Origin of the sequence: Enterocloster aldenensis (assembly GCF_003434055.1) — a bacterium.
Taxonomy (GTDB): Bacteria; Bacillota; Clostridia; order Lachnospirales; family Lachnospiraceae; genus Enterocloster; species Enterocloster aldenensis.
Genome location: NZ_QVEX01000017.1, coordinates 44149 through 61869, shown reverse-complemented (window position 1 = coordinate 61869; position 17721 = coordinate 44149). Strand labels below are relative to the sequence as shown.

Here is a 17721-nt window from a genome sequence, read left to right as displayed (position 1 = left end):
TTTATGGAACAGATTGCAAATATTTTTGAGAACAATGCTGTGGCAGCGCCACGCGGAACAATAACGGAAATGGTAGTAAGCCGTCAGGCCCAGGAAGTACAGGCGGCCATGGTGATTGCCAAGAAGTTCCCGCGAAATGAGTTTGAAAGTTTCAACCGCATCATGAAGGCCTGCCAGCGTAAGGGTCTGGCAGAAAAGTCTATGTACGAATACCCCCGTGGCGGTGAGCGTGTGACTGGGCCATCCATCCGTCTGGCGGAGGCAATGGCCCAGAACTGGGGGAATATTGATTTTGGGATCATTGAGCTGGAGCAAAGAAACGGGGAAAGCCAGGTCATGGCCTATGCTTGGGATTTGGAAACAAATACCCGACAGGCAAAGATTTTCTCCGTGCCGCATGTCAGGGAATCAAAAAAGAACGGCAATGTCCCCCTTACCGCGCCGCGGGACATTTACGAACAGGTAGCAAATTATGGAGCCCGCAGGCTCAGGGCGTGCATCCTGGGCATTATCCCCGGGGATGTGATTGAGGCTGCGGTTGCACAGTGTGGGAAAACGCTGGCGGGTGAGAACGGGGAGCCCCTGGAAGATACAGTCCGCGCGATTGCTGGCACGTTTGAAAGGGAATACGGCGTGACAGTGGCAATGCTGGAGAAGTTCATGGGATGCAAAATAGAGAGTTTTACCATGCAGAACCTAATCCGCCTGAAAAAAGTATACATGTCCCTGCGTGATGGTATGGCAGACCGTGAAGATTATTTTGACATAGCGCCGGCTGTAGATGAATCCGAAATCAATAGGAATCCGTTCGAGGGAAAGGAAGAGGCCGGGAAGGATAGGAAAGGGAAAGCCAGGAAGTCAGAATCCCAGCCGGTAGGAACAGGAAGGCCTGCAGGTGACAGTGCCCGGGAAACAGGGCAGGCCCAGCAGCAGGATCTGGACCCGTCCTTCGTTCCGGATGAAACTCAGGAGCCGAGGTTTAAATAGGGGGGGAAGTTATGGAACTGACATCCGAGAATTATTACAGCCAGGAAGCCAATGAGCAGTACTTTTCAGTGTCCCAATACAAGGATTTTGTCAAATGTGAGGCAATGGCCCTGGCAAAGATACGCGGGGAATACCAGCAGCCCATCACCAGGGCGCTGCTGGTCGGCTCCTTTGTGGATTCCTACTTCGAGGGAGCCCTGCAGCAGTTCATGCAGGATAACCCGGCTCTGTTTACACGGAAAAATGAACTGAAAAGTGAGTTCCGCAAGGCCAATGAGATTATTGGCCGGATAAAGTCAGACCCGTTGTTTATGCGGTTTATGAGCGGGGAAAAGCAGCGGATCATGACCTTTGAGGCATTCCCGGATATCGCCTGGAAGATGAAAATGGACAGCTATTTGGAAGGCATCTGCATCACGGACCTTAAAGTGGTGGCGAACTTTAAGAGCCTGCCGCTTTGGAGGTATGACCTGCAGGGGGCTGTCTATCAGGCAGGGGTTGAGGTTGTGACCGGGGAGCGCCTGCCGTTTTATCTGGCGGTAGCGACCAAGGAGCGGGTGACGGACCTGGATATATTCCAAATCCCCCAGTCAACGCTGGATATGGCCCGGACTGAAATCATCGGAAACATAGAACGCTTCAGTGATGTAAAAAAGGGCCTGGTACCGCCGATGTATTGCGGCAGGTGTGATTACTGTAAATCCGTGAAGGCGGCATCCATCCGTAACTATAACGAGCTTTTGGAACTGTAAGGGAGGAATAAATGAAACTTGTAAAAATATTAAGTGACAGCGTCCAGATAAGGACAAACCTGTCAGAGTTCCGGGATATCCGCATCAATGACCTTTTATCTGTGTCTGATGGGGAGGTGAGCCTTGTGACCATGGTAACAGGGCTGACCGACACTGATCCGGAGGAACGGATTGGGGAGGAGGATTTCCTGGGGGAGATAACCGGGATCAAGAGTATTGACTGTACCATCATCGGCAGCCTAAAGGACGGGCGTTTCTTAAAGGCCATAGACGCATACCCAACAACGAATGTCAGTATCTGCCGTATCGGGATTAGGGAATTTGAGGATATGCTGGGTCGTGGCCGGGGAGGGTTCCGTATTGGTTCCTATGCTGCCTACCCCTGTGACGCGGTTGTGGACGGCAATAAGTTTTTCCAGCGCCATTCCTGTATCGTGGGGAATACTGGTGCCGGCAAGTCGGAGACCGTGGCTAAGATACTGGAAGAAGCCGCAAGGCTCCCAGGGGCTAACCTGGTTGTGTTTGATATCCATGGGGAGTATAGCCAGCTGTCTTATGCATCCAATATCCGCATCGGGGAGGACTCCCCATTCCCGATTTGGATGTTTGGGTTTAACGACATCGTGGCTAATATCCTTAAAATCCGCGAGGAGAGCGCCACCACGGTGATGACGGCGCTCCGCAAGGCATATTACAGGGTATGCCCGGATGGGAAGGAGAATAAGCCGGTGTATTTCAGCTATCAGGGATTAATTGATGAAATGGAAAGCCTGGACAACCAGGTGTCCATGACAGGGGAGTTCTACAAGACCGGGGATAAGGCCGGGATGGCTAAGACGACCAAAGGTGAGTACAACGGGAAACTTACCAGTACGGTGAACCTGCTGAAGGACCGGATGATGGACAGCCGGTACAGCTTCCTGTTCGTGGAGAAGCCGCAGGGCTACCTCTATGAAGTGATGGAAGCTGTCCTGGGAGCGGATAAACCAGTCAAGAACATTGACCTGTCGGCAGTTCCACATGACGTAGCCCTGCCAATCATAGGGGTCATCTCACGGCTTATATTTGATATCCAGCGTCAGCAGGACATGGACAGCATCCGTCCGGTGACCATTGTATGTGACGAGGCCCATGTCTATATACCGGATAACTTCCAGCTGACAGCCAGCCAGAGACGGATGGTGGAAGTGTTTGAGGACATTGCCAAGGAGGGACGTAAGTTCGGCATCACGCTTTTCCCGGCAACACAGAGGCCATCAGAGCTGAATAAGACCATTGTTGCCCAGTGTGCCAACATGATTATCGGAAAGCTAAACAATGAGAATGACAAGGCTTTGATTAAAGGGATGCTGCCGGATGGGGACGACAAGATAATTGATTCTGTTACGATGTTTAACCCAGGCGAGGTGCTGATTGTTGGTGACGCTGTCCCAATACCACTCAAAATCAAAGTGGAGCTGGCAAGGGAGCGTCCTGTTTCAAGGACAATTGATTTCTGGGATGTTTGGGGTCAGGAAAGGGACTATGATATCGCAGGATTGGTTGATAGATATATGTAAAAGAGGAGGTGAGTAAGTGGCAATCACATTTGACAGTATTGGGAATGGTGAGCTGGCTGAGAAGTTCACTATGGCCCTAGCCCAGATAGGCCGGAATATCCTTGACCCTAACATGGACCCGGAGGCGGCCAGGGGGATGACCATCAATCTAAATTTCAAGCCGAAGTCCAATGGAGTGATTGATATCAGGTTTGAGGTCAAGACCAAGCTGGCCGGGTTCCAGAAATCAGAAACGGTATTCCTGGTGGGACAGGATATCAACACAGGGCGTATAGAGATGTCAGAGTATGGAAGTGACCGCCCCCAGGTAACATCTGTTGCAGCGTCACCAGCCGCGGCGTATACAGAAGTACGGCAACCGGCGCAGACATTTGACCCAGAAACCGGCGAGATTTATGAGGAACCCCGCAAAGGCCCTATTGATTTAAGGGCAGCGGCTAACCAATAAAAAGAAAAGGAGATAAGTATGATGATGGAAGGATTAAGAGAAGCGCTGGAACATGTGGAGGAACTGGCACGTGAAAACGAGAAGACTGAGGTAATTGAGATATGTGGCAGGACCTATGCCAACAAGAGCCTGAAACGGTATGATGTACCAGAGAGGGCAGAAGCAATCGAAACCCACAGCCTGTCATCCATGGTGGATTACATAGGCAGCTGTAGCCAGGAGTTCCCAAAAGGAAGGGATATGATCATACATATCATGGGGCCGAAGCGTGTGCGTCTGATGTCCTCCCTGGATGCGGAGCGTAACAGGGAGTGCCTGATTGAGGTGGGTGCGGTGACTTCCGAGTTCCAGTTTGGCCATTGGTACGACCAGGAGAGGTTCATGATTGAGATACAGGCCAACTTCCAGCCAAGTGCTGATTTGGAGTTGATTATGAAGGTAGCCGGGAACGTGGAACGTAAAAACAAGCAGTCCTATTCGGATGACGGCGTGTCCCAGGTTGCGACCATGACCGTGGGGGTGGCTGCCAAGGCTGATGTGATAGTCCCCAATCCGGTAACGCTGATACCTTACCGTACCTTCCAGGAGGTGGCGCAGCCTGCCAGCAAGTTTGTGTTCAGGATTGGGGATAAGGATGAGCCTGCCTTCATGATTGTTGAGGCGGAGAATGGCATCTGGAAGAACGAAGCAGTTGCGAACATCAAGAAATACTTTGCGGATGCCATCATGGAAATGCCCGAGGCAATCAGCAGTCGTATCACAATCATAGGATAATAAGGTGTTTTACCTCCTCTGGACAGGCTGATATGTCACGGTATTGGATGCCGGAGGTGTCACAAGGGGCGGCCAACAATGGACTTTCTGGCCGCCGCCCCGTCCTTTTTAAGTGGAAGGTGGTGGTTTTCCTGGGCAGGGACTGCAGGAAGGACCTGGACTACTTCCCGAAGGTTGTCAATTTCTATGAGGATGATAAGATATTTGATTTGCTGGACGAATATGGCCCACTGGGAGTCACCGTATATGACTGTATGCTGTCAATCGTCTACTCAAATGGCTATTATGCGAATCTATCGAAAGACAAGCTATCCAAGATGGTCATCCGAAAGATTGGAAACAAGTGGATTAAAAGCCAAAAGGCCGTTGTGCAAGTGATAGATTACTGTGCTGATTTAGGACTTTTCGATAAAGACCTCATGCTGCAGAATATTATCACCTCTGTTGGGATTCAAAAACGCTACCACATGATAGCTGTGAAGCTGATGAAGAGACGGCTCTATAGTACGCAATACTGGTTGCTTGATGAAAACGGGGAACCTTTATTAAATACACCCATTTTTCCAATTGATTCCGATGAAAACGGAATTTCCGCGGAGGAAATAAGCAAATCTTCGGAGGAAATGCAGGTAAAAGAAAAGGAAAGTAAAAGAAAAGAAATCTTATATAAAAGAGAGCCGGATATTCCCGCGGAGGAAAGCCTGGATGCGGCCTTTACCCGGTTCGTGGGGTTCCGGAAGGATATCAATAAACCGTTGACAGCTAACGGGGCAGAGCTGATAAAGAAGGAACTGGGACGTATAGGGTGTGATGCTAAGGAACGTATTGCAATCCTAGACCAGAGCATCATGAACAATTGGACTGGGGTATATCCGTTGAAAAAGAAACGGCCAGTCAAGGATAGCGCTGTAAATCCAAAGAACCAGTTCCACAATTTTGACCAGAGGGATACGGACTATGATGCCCTGATGCTAAAGCAGGTGAGGGAGTGGGCCGGGGAAGGAGCAGGGAATGAAGGAAACACACCGGAAGATACTTGACTACATAACCGGTTATATGCTGGACCATGGATACCCACCTACAACCAGGGAGATATCGGAAGGGGTAGGATATACATCGACATCTACGATATTCAACCACTTACGGGATATGCGGGCAGCTGGTCTGATTAATTACATTGACGAATGTCCCAGGACCATCACGGTACCTGGGTATAGATACACAAAAATTGAGGGGAGGAAAGGACATGGAGGAACTGGTAACCGGCGCCGTGGAGAAGACAGCCCCAGCGGCACAGAAATGGTATGAGGGGGTCAGCCTGGAGGATGCTGAAATCTACATACAGGCCAACCTTAAGTCAGCGGCCAGGAGCGTGATAGCAATTGGCTATTATCTCAAATGTGTGAACAGGAATGAACTGTTTAAGGAGGCTGGGTACAAGGATATATGCGAATATGCGAAAGACCGGTTCGGTTTCAGTGCTTCGACCACATCCAGGTACATGACGCGGAATGATAAGTTTTCGGTCAACGGGAACAGCCCAATCCTGGATGATAAATACAAGGATTTCAATAAATCCCAACTCCAGGAGATGTTAAGCCTGGACGCGGAGCAGCTGGAGAAAGTCACCCCGGACATGACAGTGGTACAGATACGGGAGATGAAGAAACCCAAGGAAATACCCTACATTGCCATTCCTGGCCAGATTGAACTGACGGACTTACCCGGCGTGGAACCGGAAGATGTAGCAGCAGCTGCCCAAGCCAGGAAAGAGATGGTGGCCGGCAGTCCTGAAAAACAGACCTATACCATATCCGCGGAGGACCTTCTACCACAGGATGAACCGGATTCTGGGAAGGAAACCATTGCGATATCGCAACAGGAACAATCAGAGAAAACAGGGAGGTGTATCCATAGGCCAGAGTTTGAGTGCACCCTGGAGGAAGCCCATAAACTTATCCCAGGCACCGGGGAAGACTGTAGCCGGGTGTGCTGCTGGGAATGCGTAAAGCATGGGGACTGCAAGCTGGAGTGCTACAGTTCGTCCCGGAGGCCGGTACCACAGGAACATGGGAAGGAGGAACCGAATGCTGTATCGGATTGTCCTCCCGGCATACAGGACTGTCAGAGACAGGAGTGGGGGACCAAACCTGAGGAACAGGAAGCGGGGCACAAGGAGTGTGAGAAGTGCTGGGCATCCTGGAAGCGGGGACAGAATACCCTGGGCGCTGCAGAAGTGCAACGGGAAGCGGAGGATGCTGCGGAAATGCAGCAGGAGCCGGAAGCTGAGAAAACCGTGGACGTACATCCAGAACCAGACCTTCAGGGACAGCTACCCGAGAAGATTCAAGGACCAGAAGGGGAGAATATTGGAGGGGTACCGGTGTTTTCGTTGGAGAATAGGATGACTCATGGGGCCTATGGCTGGAAGCGTTCCGAAATCATCAAAGGATACTTACAGGCCCTGCACCGGGAAGAATGCTATACCGTCTGGAATCAGGTACCGACAATTCAGTTCCAGGTCCTGGGGGATACATATATGGCCAAATATGATGGGTTCTGCTATGTGTGTTTCAAAAATAACGGACAGACAATGATGTTCGTGGAACTTGACCGGTTGAAAGCGGAATATGCTGCAAAGTATCCGCCGAAAATGGCTAAACCAGTGGCAACATATGATAAGTCCATCCTGCAGAACATGATAAAGTTTGAGCAGGACCAGCTGGACATGATGGGGCCATCCTGGATAGAAAAGCAGCCATACCACTATACAAAGCATATGATGGCGCTGGAGGCCTACAGGATGCTGCAGGAGGCGCATGAAGGAGAGGAAAATGAAGGTAAGGTTGTTGGATGAACATCAGGTCATCCGGGTACAGCTGTGGACCAACGGAGCCTGGAGGCATAACATCCGTGGGACGGTCATTGGGAGCCATGACGGGATTGTGGGGGTGTTGCTGGACAGTGGTGAGTATGTGGATGTGCCAGAGGATGGATTGAGGATAGTATCGTAAATCGTTATTTTGAGGAGGACATGATGAAGAAGTATTTGCTTGGTGGAGCAAGCCAAAATGCAGCACAGTGGGACGGTTCGCGATATATTATTAACCACGGAGAGCTTATTACGTTGGTTAAAAGAAGATGGTTACGAGACAGCTTGTTTCGAGTTGAGAGTGATGGGCGAATAGTACAGATTGGCTCAGATATTATTGACCGTTATTTTACAATACTATTTTAGGATTTAGGAGGTTATATGAAAAAACAGAAGGTAGTAAGAACATATCCGAACAATTACACGAATCCGATGACTGCTCTTAGGGACGCCTTAGGCGAAGGCTGGATAGTAGTTATGTGTAACCAGACATATTTAGAAAATAATAGCACTTGTCTGGAATATATTCTGGAAAAGGATATTTCAGAGAATTAAGGTTTAGGAGGTACAAAGCAGAATGAAAGCGTTTCAGTGCAGCCGGTGTGTGCAGTTACAGCAGGATGATTTATCAGATAAGGTTTTCTGCCCTTTTGCTCAGCCGGTGCCTAGATATCGTGATAAATCAGACAGGGAGTTGTGCTTGGCGGCATTTAAGTCGTTGTCGCCAGAACGACAATGGCATGAGCGATTCGGATGGGAAAATTAACATTTTGGGAGGTATGTATGGATAAAGATTTTTCAGAAGGATTTATGCATGATATAGCAGATTTGTTGAAATATTGTGCAGAAAATAATACAGATAATGTCGATTTGATTTTTACTTTTGGAGATAAGGAATTGAGCGTGAATATCGCATTTTCAACTAAACAAAACTGATATCAGTAGTATTAAGATTTAGCTGCCGGCTAAGTGCCGGAGAAAGAGGTAGAGATGAAATACAGAAAAAAACCAGTAGTAATTGAAGCTATTCAGTGGACGGGAAACATAGAAGATGTGAAGGAACTTATGGGGATGGAACCAGTGTTAGATGACCCGGACGTTTTTTATGGAGAAGGAAGTATGTGTAGCATAATGATAAAGACTCTTGAGGGTATTATGGAATGCAGACCGTATGATTATATTATTAAGGGAATCAACGGGGAATTTTATCCATGTAAGCCAGACATTTTCGAAAAGACATATGAACTGGTAGACAACTAAACTGAGATTTTGAGAGGGAAGGATGGGAAATGTTTCGTGCGAGATTGTACGCTTTATGCGCACACATATATTACATGCTGGGAATGTACCACGCCAGGAGATATCATAGGAACCACAGCAAGTTTTGTTACTGGTATAAGAAATTTGAGGAGATGGATGCAGATTGAAACGAAGTGAGAAGAGCCGCAAGGCCAGCCGGGTGGATGCCAACAAGGCCAAACAGGCAGACTTTGACCGGGCCATCCGGGAGCGCATCCGGACGGCGCCAGCTTACATGTATACCAGCCTGTGCCCGGACCCGGGACTGCGCCGGCCGACGGAAGGGAGTGATACGGTATTATGAGACAGTGCTACATAGACAACGGGCGCGGGGGCTGTGATGGCCAGCGTAACAATAAGGGCAGGATACGATACGGGTGCTGGGCGTGCCCGTACCTGGACGCGGGAGGAGGTGATGCCGATGGACAAGGAGGTGCTGATACAGTATTGCGAGATGAAAGAGGAGATAAAGGACATAAGGCGGCGGATTCAGAAGCTGGACAGGTTCCTGAAGGAACCGCATCAGGTATCGGATACGGTGAAGGGCACAAGGCGGGATGGGACGATAGGCAGCATTAAGGTCACGGGATACCCGGTGCCGGAGCATTACCGGAAGCAGCGGCTGAGGGAGCGGTATAGGCAGCTTCTGGAACGTAAGGAGGCGGAACTGCTGGAGCTGACCTGCCAGGCGGAGGAATATATCCAGAGCATACCGAAGAGTGAGGTGCGGACCATGTTCCGTCTGTATTACATAGACGGCCTTCCCTGGTGGAAGGTGGCGCAGGCCATGAACCGGATGTTCCCTAAACGGCGGGTGAAGTTTACGGAGGACAGCTGTTGGCAGCGAAATAAAAGATTTTTTAAGGAAAATTGAAAATGTCGGTTCATGTTGGGGTGAAAAGTGCTAATATGCTATCATGCGGAAGCCAGAGGGCGGAAGCATCCTCCCCACAAATAACGGCCACCAGGCGTTACAGCCTGGTGGCTGATTAGCCGGTTTTTGTGTAATCCCTCATAAGACAGACCTGTACATTAACGGACAATGCCGCAGGGTACACAAGCGGTGAGGTATCTGGTTTTATCCCCCATGACGTTTTCCAGATACGATTAGGGCATCCTAGATATAGGGTGTCCTTTTATTATGAGCAGCTTATATTCATTAAATATTCTAATTTGACTTTATCGAACGTGTGTTCTATAATTTGGTTACGAAGAGAAAATGTGGATGTGTTTTTGTGGGATTTGTGGAATTGGGAGGGGGATATTTGTATATTCTTTCCATTCGGCGTGTGATATAATGTAAGAAAAACGTCGAATTGGGGAGAGCGATATGGCAAAACCTATTAAGAGAAGCTTTTATTACTATAATGTAGCCTTATTACGAAATCAAAAGGATGAAGCAGGCAAATCATCGTTAACTAGTATGAAAAATCAGAAGAATATATTTTATAAAATGTTTGATTTTTTAAAAACATTACAAGAGTCGGAGGATGATGCTGATAGGAAGAAGCTAATAGCAGATATGGCCGGTGGAGACAAATTATATATTATCGTTGATTTCGTGGAGAAAGAAAAGCCTATTAGATTTAGGTTGGTTTGGTGCCGGGCGGACGCAATGCCATTTATTGAAGAAAATGGTGTTCTGTCTCTAATAACAGACTACTTGGAAAACGATTTTACATTAGCAGAAATTACACATTGTGTTATCTTTCCGGAAAGTGGAATTATGGGAGCAGAGTTTAATTTTAGTGGCGCAAGGGCTACTTCGATTAGATGGTATTTGCCAAGAGTATATGAAAAAATCAGCTATGTATCATGTAAAGATCGTCTTAATGCCGATGCAATTAAAAAATTATCAACAGGAGTTCCCTTTAGTCTTTTTAAATTAACTGTTCAAAATTCACCTGAAGTACTAACAAAGTTGGCTGCTAAAAAGTCTGTTTTTCTTATTGCAGCAAGTGGAATGCCTTCAGAGGTCGATACTTATGAAGTTACTTTAAAGCGAAGAAAAACAAAAAGAAAACGAGGTTTCGATAGCCCTATTCCAATTGATGAAATGGAAAATTTTATAAGGGAAAATCGGGATTTCATAAAAAGTTTTGAGGTAAGTCAGGGTTCTATTATGAAAGACAGTGTGAATTTGTTGGAGGATAAATTAGTAACAACACAGGAAATTATTCCTACTTTAAAAAAAGTTATTGATTCAAAGGAAGCATATAAAATTATAATTGATTATTATGAAGAAGCTGTGAAACCTACTTAATGGATTTGGGAGGGGGAGGAAAAATGAAGAAAATTGATGTAACTATAATTCTTGTTTCAACGTTGATTCTCCCAATCGCAATTAGTCATGTTATTTTATTAAGATTGGATGCAATAGGATATTTAATAGAATGTAAAATTTGGGTAGAGATAGTGAAAACCTTGTTAGGAATATGGGGAACCTTGTTAGGATTCATCGTTACTGCGCTATCAATAATATTAGCAATTGGCAATAGTCCATTTTTAGAACTATTAAATAAATCTGGGCATATGAAAACAATAATGTTTTCATATGCAATAACATCATTAATACTTTTTGGAGCAACATCATTTGGAATACTAGTTATGTGTTTTAACACTTTTAACCGGATACTGTTGAAAATTGTGATTTTTTTAATATTTTCCACTATGTTATCATTGATAATTAGTTTATTTTTTCTGTTTTCAATAATTTTCAATTCCAAGGTACCGGAATGAACAAAGGGGACACCTCCGAGCGGCTCTTTTCATACCCCAAAACAAACAAAGGAAAGGCCGCCTATTCGGCCGCCTCATCCCTACAGAGCTCATCCAGCGTGACGCCCAGAGCATCCGCCAGTTTGATTGCCGTTGATACCCTGCCGTCTCCCCGGGCCTCCAGGTCCTGGATGGTACGACGGGGAACGCCGGACAGTTCAACAAGTTTTGGGACAGATAACCCTTTTTCAGTTCGTATTTCCTTTAATCGCATCGTTTGTTCCTCCTGGAGCATATGACGTAGGTGATGGAGCAGAGAAGCCATGCAGCCCATTTAATCCAATCAAACAGGGTTGGTGCGGCAAATTCACCGTTGAACCCTTCATAGAGGAAAAGTACAGTGAGTACTATCAATATTGTACAGTAAAGTTTCATATTTATTTCAGCAAATGAATGTGGTATACTATATGTGAAGAAGGAAGGGGCCGAAGCCCCAAACCTTACTTCCGCTTTTTCTTAGACCTTTTGGATTTACTATCTCGTTTCGTCTTTACTATCAGGCAGATGGCGGTGACGATTGCGAGTAGTGCTTCTGAGAGGTCTTTGATTATTTCACTGACCGATTCATTCATTTGCGTTCCTCCTTTCCTTTGATAATATAATTATAGCACGAATTTGCGTGCTAGTCAAGCGGAATATGGATATTTTATAAGTTTATTGCATCTGCTGATACCAGCAGGTGCTATTTTATTGTATGAAAGTAGGTGAGCCAGATGGCATTGACGCCAAAACAGAAGATATTTGCTGATGAATACCTGATTGACCTTAATGCCACCAGGGCCTACAAGGTGGCATATCCGAAGGTCAAGAAGGATGAGTCCGCAAGGGTAAATGGAAGTAAATTACTAACAAATACTAACGTAGCGTCCTATATTGATGAACGTATGAAGGAACGCGAGAAGCGTACAGAGATTACCCAGGACATGGTTCTTAAGGAACTGGCGAAATTGGGGTTCTTCGACATCAGGAAGCTGTTTGACGATAGCGGAAAACCGCTGGATATTACTGGTCTGGATAATGAGACGGCAGCGTGTATTGCCGGCTTAGAAGTAATGGACGTTTATGAGGGGACTGGAGAGGATAAGGAATTTGTTGGATATATCAAAAAATATAAATTGTCTGATAAGCTTAAGGCCCTGGAGCTCCTGGGCCGGCACTTGGGCATGTTTAAGGACAAGCTGGAGCTGTCTGGTGGACTGGATACCGAAAAGACTAAACTAGATGACCTGCTCCAGCAGATGCGTGGTGGTGGCTAATGAGTGCGGAGAGATTATTATTGTCAGACAAGTACAAGGCATTTCTCCGTTGTGATGCCCCTGTGGAGTTTCTGGAGGGCACCACGGCGGCCGGAAAGACCACTGTGGGGCTGTTCAAGTTCATGCTCAAGGTAGCCGAGTCGCCCAAAAAGCTGCACATCCTGGCTGCGGATGATACAGGCGCCGCTGAAAAGAACATCATCCAGAAGGACCTGGGCATCCTGGATGACTTTGGCGTACTGGTAGAGTACAAGGGCAACGGCGGCGGTGGATATAACATGCCTCACATCCTCTTCCACACATCCGGCGGCGATAAGATTATTTTCGTGGTTGGCTATGGCAATAAACGCAAGTGGAAGGATGCCCTGGGTGGCCAGTACGGCTGTCTATATATTGACGAAATCAACACGGCCGATATAGAGTTTGTCCGTGAGGCTGCCATGAGAAGTGATTATCTGATGGCTACACTTAATCCGGATGACCCTGGCCTGGATGTCTACAAGGATTATATCAACTGTTCCAGGCCGCTGCCAGAATGGGAGGCAGAGACGCCAAAAGAGATAATGGATGAATTACAAGAGGAACCAAAACCCGGCTGGGTACACTGGTTCTTTTCTTTTGTCCATAACCTGGGATTGTCCAAGGAGAAGCTGGACCAGATAATGACGAATACCCCGAAGGGTACGAAAATCTGGAAGAATAAGATTCAGGGTCTGCGTGGTAAGGCAACCGGCCTTATTTTTTCCAACTTTGAGCGGTCCAAGCATGTCATCACAGTCCAGCAGGCCAGGGTGCTGAAATTCAAGAAGTTCACAGCCGCTTTGGACACGTCCTACTCATCCAAGTCCCCGGATACCATTGCAATGATATTCCAGGGCATCACGGAGGACAGGAAGCTTATCACCCTGGCTGAGAAGGTCTACAACAACGCCAAGCTTGATATCCCATTGGCCCCCAGTGACACGGCGGTCAAGTTTGTGGCCTTCCTGGAGCAATGCCGCAGGGACTGGGGATTCGCGAAGGATGTGTACATAGACAATGCGGACCAGGCGACCATCACGGAGTTACGCAAATACAAGCGGCTTAAAGGCTGTCTATATAACTTCTGGGATGCGTACAAGCAGCTGGAAATCATAGACCGTATCAACCTGCAGCTGGGCTGGATACAACAGGGGTGTTACCTGGTGGTGGATACCTGTGTGGAGCATCTTTCCGAGTTGGACCGGTACAGTTGGGACGATGAGAAAGACAAGCCCGAGGACCGGAATGACCATACCATTAATGCCAATCAGTACGCATGGATACCATACAGGAACCTGATTGGATTCGAGGAGGCTGAGAAGAAATGAGGTGGCTGAACAACATGAATGAGACAATCAAGCGGGGGATCCGCAGCTGGCTGAATGTGGTACCGGCAAGCGGGAACAGCATCCAGATTAACGAGGTCCTGGACTTCGAGGCCAACGCCATCCGGAACCGCATCTGGTACCGCGGGGACAGCAACGAACTGGAACAGATGTACCAGCAGACCCCGGAGTATGCAGACAGATACAAGTTCTGGGCCAGCAGGTGCACACCGGGTATGGAGATGCGCAAGATACATACCGGCCTGCCTGGGCTGATTATCCGCATCCTGTCAGGCATTGTCCTGGATGACATGAATGATTTTGATTTTGCTGGCAATGACCAGCAGCGGCAGCTGTGGGAGGACATTGCAAAGGATAATAAGTTCACCCGTAAGATGGAGAAGGCCTTGAAGGAGGTCCTGTACATCGGGGACGGCGCCTTCAAGGTCACGGTTGATACGACCGTCAGTGAGTATCCAATCCTGGAGTGGTATCCGGGGGAGCGGGTTGAGATTGTCCGGAACCGGGACCGGGTGAAGGAAGTTGTTTTCAAGACCCCCTACAAATCCGGGTATCAGCAGTATGTCCTGTATGAGCATTATGGATATGGCTACATCAAGAATGAGCTATACAAGGGGGATACACAAGTATCCCTGGATGCCATCGATGCCACAAAGGATATCAAGGACACGAAGTTTGATGACACACTCATCCTGGCCGTGCCGCTGCAGGTGTATGAGTCCACCAAATATGAGGGACGCGGTGGCAGTATCTTTGATGGTAAACTGGACAGCTTTGACGCCTTTGACGAGGCCTGGTCCCAGTGGATGGACGCCCTGAGGGCTGGAAGGGCCAGGACGTACATACCGGACTGTCTGGTACCGCATGACCCGGAGACAGGTCAGGTCATCCGGCCCAATCCATTTGACAACCGGTATTTTGCGTCTGATAACGATATGTCGGAAAAGGCCGATAACAAGGTCAACACGGAACAGCCGGCCATCCCACATGACAGCTACCTGGCATCCTACTGTACGGCATTGGACCTTTGCCTGCAGGGCGTCATCAGTCCGTCCACTTTGGGCATCGATGTAAAAAAGCTGGATAACGCCGAAGCCCAGCGCGAGAAGGAGAAGGCCACCCTATACACCCGGAATGCCATCGTGGAGGCCCTGCAGGAGACACTTCCGGAACTGGTCGGCGGGGCAATCAATGCCTATCACATCCTCCTGAAACAGCCGGTTGAGGAGGTTAAGGTGGACATCCCATTCGGCGAGTACGCCAACCCATCCTTTGAGAGCCAGGTGGAGACCCTGGCCAAGGCCCGGCCCGGTGCTCCCATGATGAGCATTGAGGCCCAGGTGGAGGAACTGTATGGGGACAGTAAGGACGAGGCGTGGAAACAGGAGGAGATAGCGCGGCTGAAGGCAGAGCAGGGCATTGCGGAAGTGGAGGAACCCGGGATTAGTACGGCTGCCGGTGGCTTTCAGCTGAACATAGAGGGAGGGGAACCGTATGAAAGTCAAGGTAATGAACCGCCTATATCAGATGAGCCAGAAGGAGTATCAGGGGCTGCTGCAGGTGGCAAAGGAACAGGTCCCGCTGGGAATCTACGCCATTGAGAAACAGGGGTATGCGGAGCTGCGCTGTGATAGGTGTAGCAGCGTCACACAGCTCAAGGCGTTGATACGGCAGTTTAAGGCCGGCGGTTACAAGGTCTACGCAAATGGGAGGTGATTGCCCTGAATGAGTATGATATAGGAGCTGCTTTCCGAGTCGTTGAAGATGAGCTTATCAAGTCTATGATACGCAACATGGACCGGCACCGGGCCGAGGAAACGAAGGAGGGCATTGAGTGGTCCATGTGGCAGACGGAACAGATGAAAGCTCTGGAAAAGTACAAGAAGGACAACCAAAAGCGGTATGGAAAGCAGTTCCGGGACTTAAACAAGGAGATGGGTGAGCTTATCAGACAGGCCAGGCAGACCGGAAACATGCAGCAGGAAATCAAGATTCTGAATGCAATACGCAAAGGATTTCCGGCCAGGAAAATCAGCAAGGGAGCCACTGCAGAGTTCTTCCGGCTGAATGACCGTAAGCTGGAAGCGCTTATCAAGGCCACTACCAATGACATGGAGCGGGCTGAGACCGCAGTTCTCCGCATGGCTAACGACCAGTATCGGAAGGCCATCTTTAATGCCCAGGTCTATGCAAACAGCGGCGCAGGCACTTATGAGAAGGCCGTGGATATGGCTACCAAGGACATGCTTTCCAAGGGACTGAACTGTGTGGAGTATGCCAACGGTGCCCGCCACACCTTGGCAGATTATGCCGACATGGCCATCCGGACGGCATCCAAGCGGGCCTATCTACAGGGCGAGGGTGAGAAGCGGCAGGAATGGGGAATTACCACGGTCATCATGGCCAAACGTGGGAACCCGTGTCCGAAGTGCCTGCCTTTTGTAGGCAAAGTCCTGATTGATGATGTCTGGTCTGGCGGGAAGAAGTCAGACGGTCCATATCCCCTAATGAGTAAGGCCATTGAGGCCGGACTGTATCACCCCAGATGCAAGGACAGCCATACGACTTACTTCCCCGGCATCTCCACGACGGACGATGCCTGGACTGAGAAGGAACTGGAGGCGGTCGGTCAGGCCAATAAGCAGGAAGCTGAGCAGCAGTATGCAAAGAGGCAGGCGGAGAAGTATGGGCGGCTGGCGGAATATTCTTTGGATAAGGACAATAAAAAGCAGTACAAGTTGAAAAAACAGGAGTGGGATAGGAAGTATGAAGGTGATATATTTGACAGGATTAAAGGTATATTCACTAAGCCAGATTCTGAATTGGTATCCATAAATGAGAACCTTGAAGAAGGAATCCAGAGCAACCCTAATGAAAATGTAAAGAACACCCTTTCAAAGTCATTAAGCAGGGTAGGGTTGAGAAAGTGGGATAAACCGAACTCCCGGTACGATGAAGCGAAAAAGATGGTCATGGTTGGGAGCTCCGCTGACGACAGGATCATTGCACATGAGTTGTTTCATGAGATGGATGATAGAATCGGTATATCAAGAGGTCGGGTACTCCTTAATACCCTGGAGGCAGATTCAGAACTGTTAATAAATCGGGCTGCTGGATATGGAAATGATATTGAGAGTATGATACAATCACTTTATCCAGATGAATTTGAAATCACGGAGCTGGGGAATAAGGTTATAAAAGAGGAGCATCGAGGATTGTCTGATATCCTGCATGGTTTATCCTACGGTGAGATTGATATGGGATATGGGCATCATAAACCGGGATATTGGGATATACCGCTTAACGTGGAACGCGAGGCGTGGGCCCAGATTGGAAGGTCCCTGTACCAGAACCATCCAAAGGATTTAGAAATGTTAAAGGATTTATTGCCAGGCACGTATGAAAAGGTGTTGAACGTTTTGAAGGAGGTGGATACGTAATGTATTATGGCCCCAAAAGTGAAGAATTGTTAAGGCTTAGGGAGGGGTATAGGAAACTATTTGGATATGACCCAAATGGGGATATCGAGATAGAAATTTCAGACCATGATGAGTATGTGAATCTTCTGAGAAAGTGCTTAACGGAAAAACGAGATATGTTCGATGTGTTGAATATTTAATACCACCAGT

The 17721-nt window shown here is 48.1% G+C and carries 24 protein-coding genes; 23 read left to right on the top strand and 1 reads right to left on the bottom strand.

The window, feature by feature from the left end:
• Positions 1-3: 3 nt before the first annotated feature.
• The 17 genes from DWX59_RS23635 (at position 4) to DWX59_RS23560 (ending at position 11430) form a co-directional block, all read left to right on the top strand.
• Positions 4-987: a hypothetical protein gene (locus DWX59_RS23635; protein ID WP_117562150.1), complete on the top strand. Its 984-nt coding sequence runs from the start codon at positions 4-6 to the stop codon at positions 985-987.
• 11 nt (positions 988-998) lie between these two features.
• Positions 999-1739, top strand: coding sequence for a PD-(D/E)XK nuclease-like domain-containing protein (locus tag DWX59_RS23630; RefSeq protein ID WP_117562148.1), 741 nt, complete (start codon positions 999-1001; stop codon positions 1737-1739).
• A gap of 11 nt (positions 1740-1750) precedes the next feature.
• Positions 1751-3298: an ATP-binding protein gene (locus DWX59_RS23625; RefSeq protein WP_117562146.1), complete on the top strand. Its 1548-nt coding sequence runs from the start codon at positions 1751-1753 to the stop codon at positions 3296-3298.
• 16 nt (positions 3299-3314) lie between these two features.
• The gene (locus tag DWX59_RS23620; protein WP_117562144.1) at positions 3315-3746 is read left to right on the top strand and encodes a hypothetical protein; all 432 of its coding nucleotides are present in this window, start codon (positions 3315-3317) and stop codon (positions 3744-3746) included.
• An 18-nt stretch (positions 3747-3764) separates the two neighbouring features.
• Positions 3765-4520: a hypothetical protein gene (locus tag DWX59_RS23615; RefSeq protein ID WP_235845154.1), complete on the top strand. Its 756-nt coding sequence runs from the start codon at positions 3765-3767 to the stop codon at positions 4518-4520.
• Between the two features lie 32 nt (positions 4521-4552).
• Entirely contained in the window at positions 4553-5560 is a 1008-nt protein-coding gene (locus tag DWX59_RS29470) for a DUF4373 domain-containing protein (protein WP_235845153.1), read from the top strand.
• Positions 5532-5828: a LexA family protein gene (locus DWX59_RS23605; protein ID WP_117562140.1), complete on the top strand. Its 297-nt coding sequence runs from the start codon at positions 5532-5534 to the stop codon at positions 5826-5828. Before DWX59_RS29470 ends, DWX59_RS23605 begins: the two co-directional genes overlap by 29 nt.
• On the top strand, positions 5767-7377 hold the full coding sequence (locus DWX59_RS29465) for a hypothetical protein (protein ID WP_235845152.1): 1611 nt from the start codon (positions 5767-5769) through the stop codon (positions 7375-7377). The genes DWX59_RS23605 and DWX59_RS29465 overlap by 62 nt, the downstream gene beginning before the upstream one ends.
• Positions 7355-7534: a hypothetical protein gene (locus DWX59_RS23595; RefSeq protein WP_117562138.1), complete on the top strand. Its 180-nt coding sequence runs from the start codon at positions 7355-7357 to the stop codon at positions 7532-7534. Before DWX59_RS29465 ends, DWX59_RS23595 begins: the two co-directional genes overlap by 23 nt.
• 20 nt (positions 7535-7554) lie before the next feature.
• Positions 7555-7758 (top strand): hypothetical protein, encoded by a 204-nt coding sequence (locus DWX59_RS23590; RefSeq protein WP_166460290.1) that lies wholly within the window; start codon positions 7555-7557, stop codon positions 7756-7758.
• 15 nt (positions 7759-7773) lie between these two features.
• The gene (locus tag DWX59_RS28885) at positions 7774-7947 is read left to right on the top strand and encodes a hypothetical protein (protein ID WP_166460289.1); all 174 of its coding nucleotides are present in this window, start codon (positions 7774-7776) and stop codon (positions 7945-7947) included.
• A 228-nt stretch (positions 7948-8175) separates the two neighbouring features.
• Positions 8176-8328: a hypothetical protein gene (locus DWX59_RS28880; protein WP_166460288.1), complete on the top strand. Its 153-nt coding sequence runs from the start codon at positions 8176-8178 to the stop codon at positions 8326-8328.
• A gap of 54 nt (positions 8329-8382) precedes the next feature.
• Positions 8383-8652, top strand: coding sequence for a hypothetical protein (locus DWX59_RS23580; RefSeq protein ID WP_117562133.1), 270 nt, complete (start codon positions 8383-8385; stop codon positions 8650-8652).
• A 163-nt stretch (positions 8653-8815) separates the two neighbouring features.
• Positions 8816-8995 carry a hypothetical protein gene (locus tag DWX59_RS23575; RefSeq protein WP_235845151.1) on the top strand — a complete coding sequence of 60 codons (180 nt, stop codon included), beginning with the start codon at positions 8816-8818 and terminating at the stop codon, positions 8993-8995.
• A gap of 111 nt (positions 8996-9106) precedes the next feature.
• Positions 9107-9565 (top strand): hypothetical protein, encoded by a 459-nt coding sequence (locus DWX59_RS23570; RefSeq protein ID WP_117562271.1) that lies wholly within the window; start codon positions 9107-9109, stop codon positions 9563-9565.
• Between the two features lie 456 nt (positions 9566-10021).
• Positions 10022-10954: a hypothetical protein gene (locus DWX59_RS23565; RefSeq protein WP_117562131.1), complete on the top strand. Its 933-nt coding sequence runs from the start codon at positions 10022-10024 to the stop codon at positions 10952-10954.
• 23 nt (positions 10955-10977) lie between these two features.
• Positions 10978-11430 carry a hypothetical protein gene (locus tag DWX59_RS23560; RefSeq protein WP_117562128.1) on the top strand — a complete coding sequence of 151 codons (453 nt, stop codon included), beginning with the start codon at positions 10978-10980 and terminating at the stop codon, positions 11428-11430.
• Between the two features lie 61 nt (positions 11431-11491).
• Here DWX59_RS23560 and DWX59_RS23555 read toward each other — a convergent pair whose 3' ends face one another.
• Complete coding sequence (locus DWX59_RS23555; protein WP_117562126.1) at positions 11492-11683, bottom strand: helix-turn-helix transcriptional regulator; 192 nt, start codon at positions 11681-11683, stop codon at positions 11492-11494.
• A gap of 499 nt (positions 11684-12182) precedes the next feature.
• On the opposite strand from DWX59_RS23555, the gene DWX59_RS23550 reads away from it, so the two are divergent.
• From DWX59_RS23550 to DWX59_RS23525, 6 genes are read left to right on the top strand one after another with little or no spacing between them, the layout of a single operon-like run.
• Positions 12183-12725 (top strand): terminase small subunit, encoded by a 543-nt coding sequence (locus DWX59_RS23550; RefSeq protein ID WP_117562123.1) that lies wholly within the window; start codon positions 12183-12185, stop codon positions 12723-12725.
• Positions 12725-14074: a terminase gene (locus DWX59_RS23545; RefSeq protein ID WP_117562120.1), complete on the top strand. Its 1350-nt coding sequence runs from the start codon at positions 12725-12727 to the stop codon at positions 14072-14074. Before DWX59_RS23550 ends, DWX59_RS23545 begins: the two co-directional genes overlap by 1 nt.
• A complete protein-coding gene (locus tag DWX59_RS23540) occupies positions 14071-15693 on the top strand; it encodes a capsid protein (protein WP_117562118.1) in 1623 nt (540 codons plus the stop codon). The genes DWX59_RS23545 and DWX59_RS23540 overlap by 4 nt, the downstream gene beginning before the upstream one ends.
• Positions 15653-15808 (top strand): hypothetical protein, encoded by a 156-nt coding sequence (locus DWX59_RS29085; protein ID WP_235845150.1) that lies wholly within the window; start codon positions 15653-15655, stop codon positions 15806-15808. The genes DWX59_RS23540 and DWX59_RS29085 overlap by 41 nt, the downstream gene beginning before the upstream one ends.
• Positions 15808-17532 carry a phage minor capsid protein gene (locus DWX59_RS29460; protein WP_235845163.1) on the top strand — a complete coding sequence of 575 codons (1725 nt, stop codon included), beginning with the start codon at positions 15808-15810 and terminating at the stop codon, positions 17530-17532. Before DWX59_RS29085 ends, DWX59_RS29460 begins: the two co-directional genes overlap by 1 nt.
• The gene (locus DWX59_RS23525; protein WP_117562113.1) at positions 17532-17711 is read left to right on the top strand and encodes a hypothetical protein; all 180 of its coding nucleotides are present in this window, start codon (positions 17532-17534) and stop codon (positions 17709-17711) included. Before DWX59_RS29460 ends, DWX59_RS23525 begins: the two co-directional genes overlap by 1 nt.
• Positions 17712-17721: the final 10 nt, after the last annotated feature.

What these genes read in the sequence shown, in the direction of transcription:
- DWX59_RS28880 (WP_166460288.1), top strand. Translation starts at nt 8,176, where the DNA reads ATGGATAAAGATTTTTCAGAAGGATTTATGCATGATATAGCAGATTTG.
- DWX59_RS23595 (WP_117562138.1), top strand. Translation starts at nt 7,355, where the DNA reads ATGAAGGTAAGGTTGTTGGATGAACATCAGGTCATCCGGGTACAGCTG.
- DWX59_RS23560 (WP_117562128.1), top strand. Translation starts at nt 10,978, where the DNA reads ATGAAGAAAATTGATGTAACTATAATTCTTGTTTCAACGTTGATTCTC.
- DWX59_RS23565 (WP_117562131.1), top strand. Translation starts at nt 10,022, where the DNA reads ATGGCAAAACCTATTAAGAGAAGCTTTTATTACTATAATGTAGCCTTA.
- DWX59_RS23545 (WP_117562120.1), top strand. Translation starts at nt 12,725, where the DNA reads ATGAGTGCGGAGAGATTATTATTGTCAGACAAGTACAAGGCATTTCTC.
- DWX59_RS23635 (WP_117562150.1), top strand. Translation starts at nt 4, where the DNA reads ATGGAACAGATTGCAAATATTTTTGAGAACAATGCTGTGGCAGCGCCA.
- DWX59_RS23630 (WP_117562148.1), top strand. Translation starts at nt 999, where the DNA reads ATGGAACTGACATCCGAGAATTATTACAGCCAGGAAGCCAATGAGCAG.
- DWX59_RS23550 (WP_117562123.1), top strand. Translation starts at nt 12,183, where the DNA reads ATGGCATTGACGCCAAAACAGAAGATATTTGCTGATGAATACCTGATT.
- DWX59_RS23605 (WP_117562140.1), top strand. Translation starts at nt 5,532, where the DNA reads ATGAAGGAAACACACCGGAAGATACTTGACTACATAACCGGTTATATG.
- DWX59_RS23555 (WP_117562126.1), bottom strand. Translation starts at nt 11,683, where the DNA reads ATGCGATTAAAGGAAATACGAACTGAAAAAGGGTTATCTGTCCCAAAA.
- DWX59_RS29470 (WP_235845153.1), top strand. Translation starts at nt 4,553, where the DNA reads ATGTCACGGTATTGGATGCCGGAGGTGTCACAAGGGGCGGCCAACAAT.
- DWX59_RS23615 (WP_235845154.1), top strand. Translation starts at nt 3,765, where the DNA reads ATGATGATGGAAGGATTAAGAGAAGCGCTGGAACATGTGGAGGAACTG.
- DWX59_RS23580 (WP_117562133.1), top strand. Translation starts at nt 8,383, where the DNA reads ATGAAATACAGAAAAAAACCAGTAGTAATTGAAGCTATTCAGTGGACG.
- DWX59_RS23525 (WP_117562113.1), top strand. Translation starts at nt 17,532, where the DNA reads ATGTATTATGGCCCCAAAAGTGAAGAATTGTTAAGGCTTAGGGAGGGG.
- DWX59_RS23570 (WP_117562271.1), top strand. Translation starts at nt 9,107, where the DNA reads ATGCCGATGGACAAGGAGGTGCTGATACAGTATTGCGAGATGAAAGAG.
- DWX59_RS28885 (WP_166460289.1), top strand. Translation starts at nt 7,774, where the DNA reads ATGAAAAAACAGAAGGTAGTAAGAACATATCCGAACAATTACACGAAT.
- DWX59_RS23625 (WP_117562146.1), top strand. Translation starts at nt 1,751, where the DNA reads ATGAAACTTGTAAAAATATTAAGTGACAGCGTCCAGATAAGGACAAAC.
- DWX59_RS29465 (WP_235845152.1), top strand. Translation starts at nt 5,767, where the DNA reads ATGGAGGAACTGGTAACCGGCGCCGTGGAGAAGACAGCCCCAGCGGCA.
- DWX59_RS23590 (WP_166460290.1), top strand. Translation starts at nt 7,555, where the DNA reads ATGATGAAGAAGTATTTGCTTGGTGGAGCAAGCCAAAATGCAGCACAG.
- DWX59_RS23540 (WP_117562118.1), top strand. Translation starts at nt 14,071, where the DNA reads ATGAGGTGGCTGAACAACATGAATGAGACAATCAAGCGGGGGATCCGC.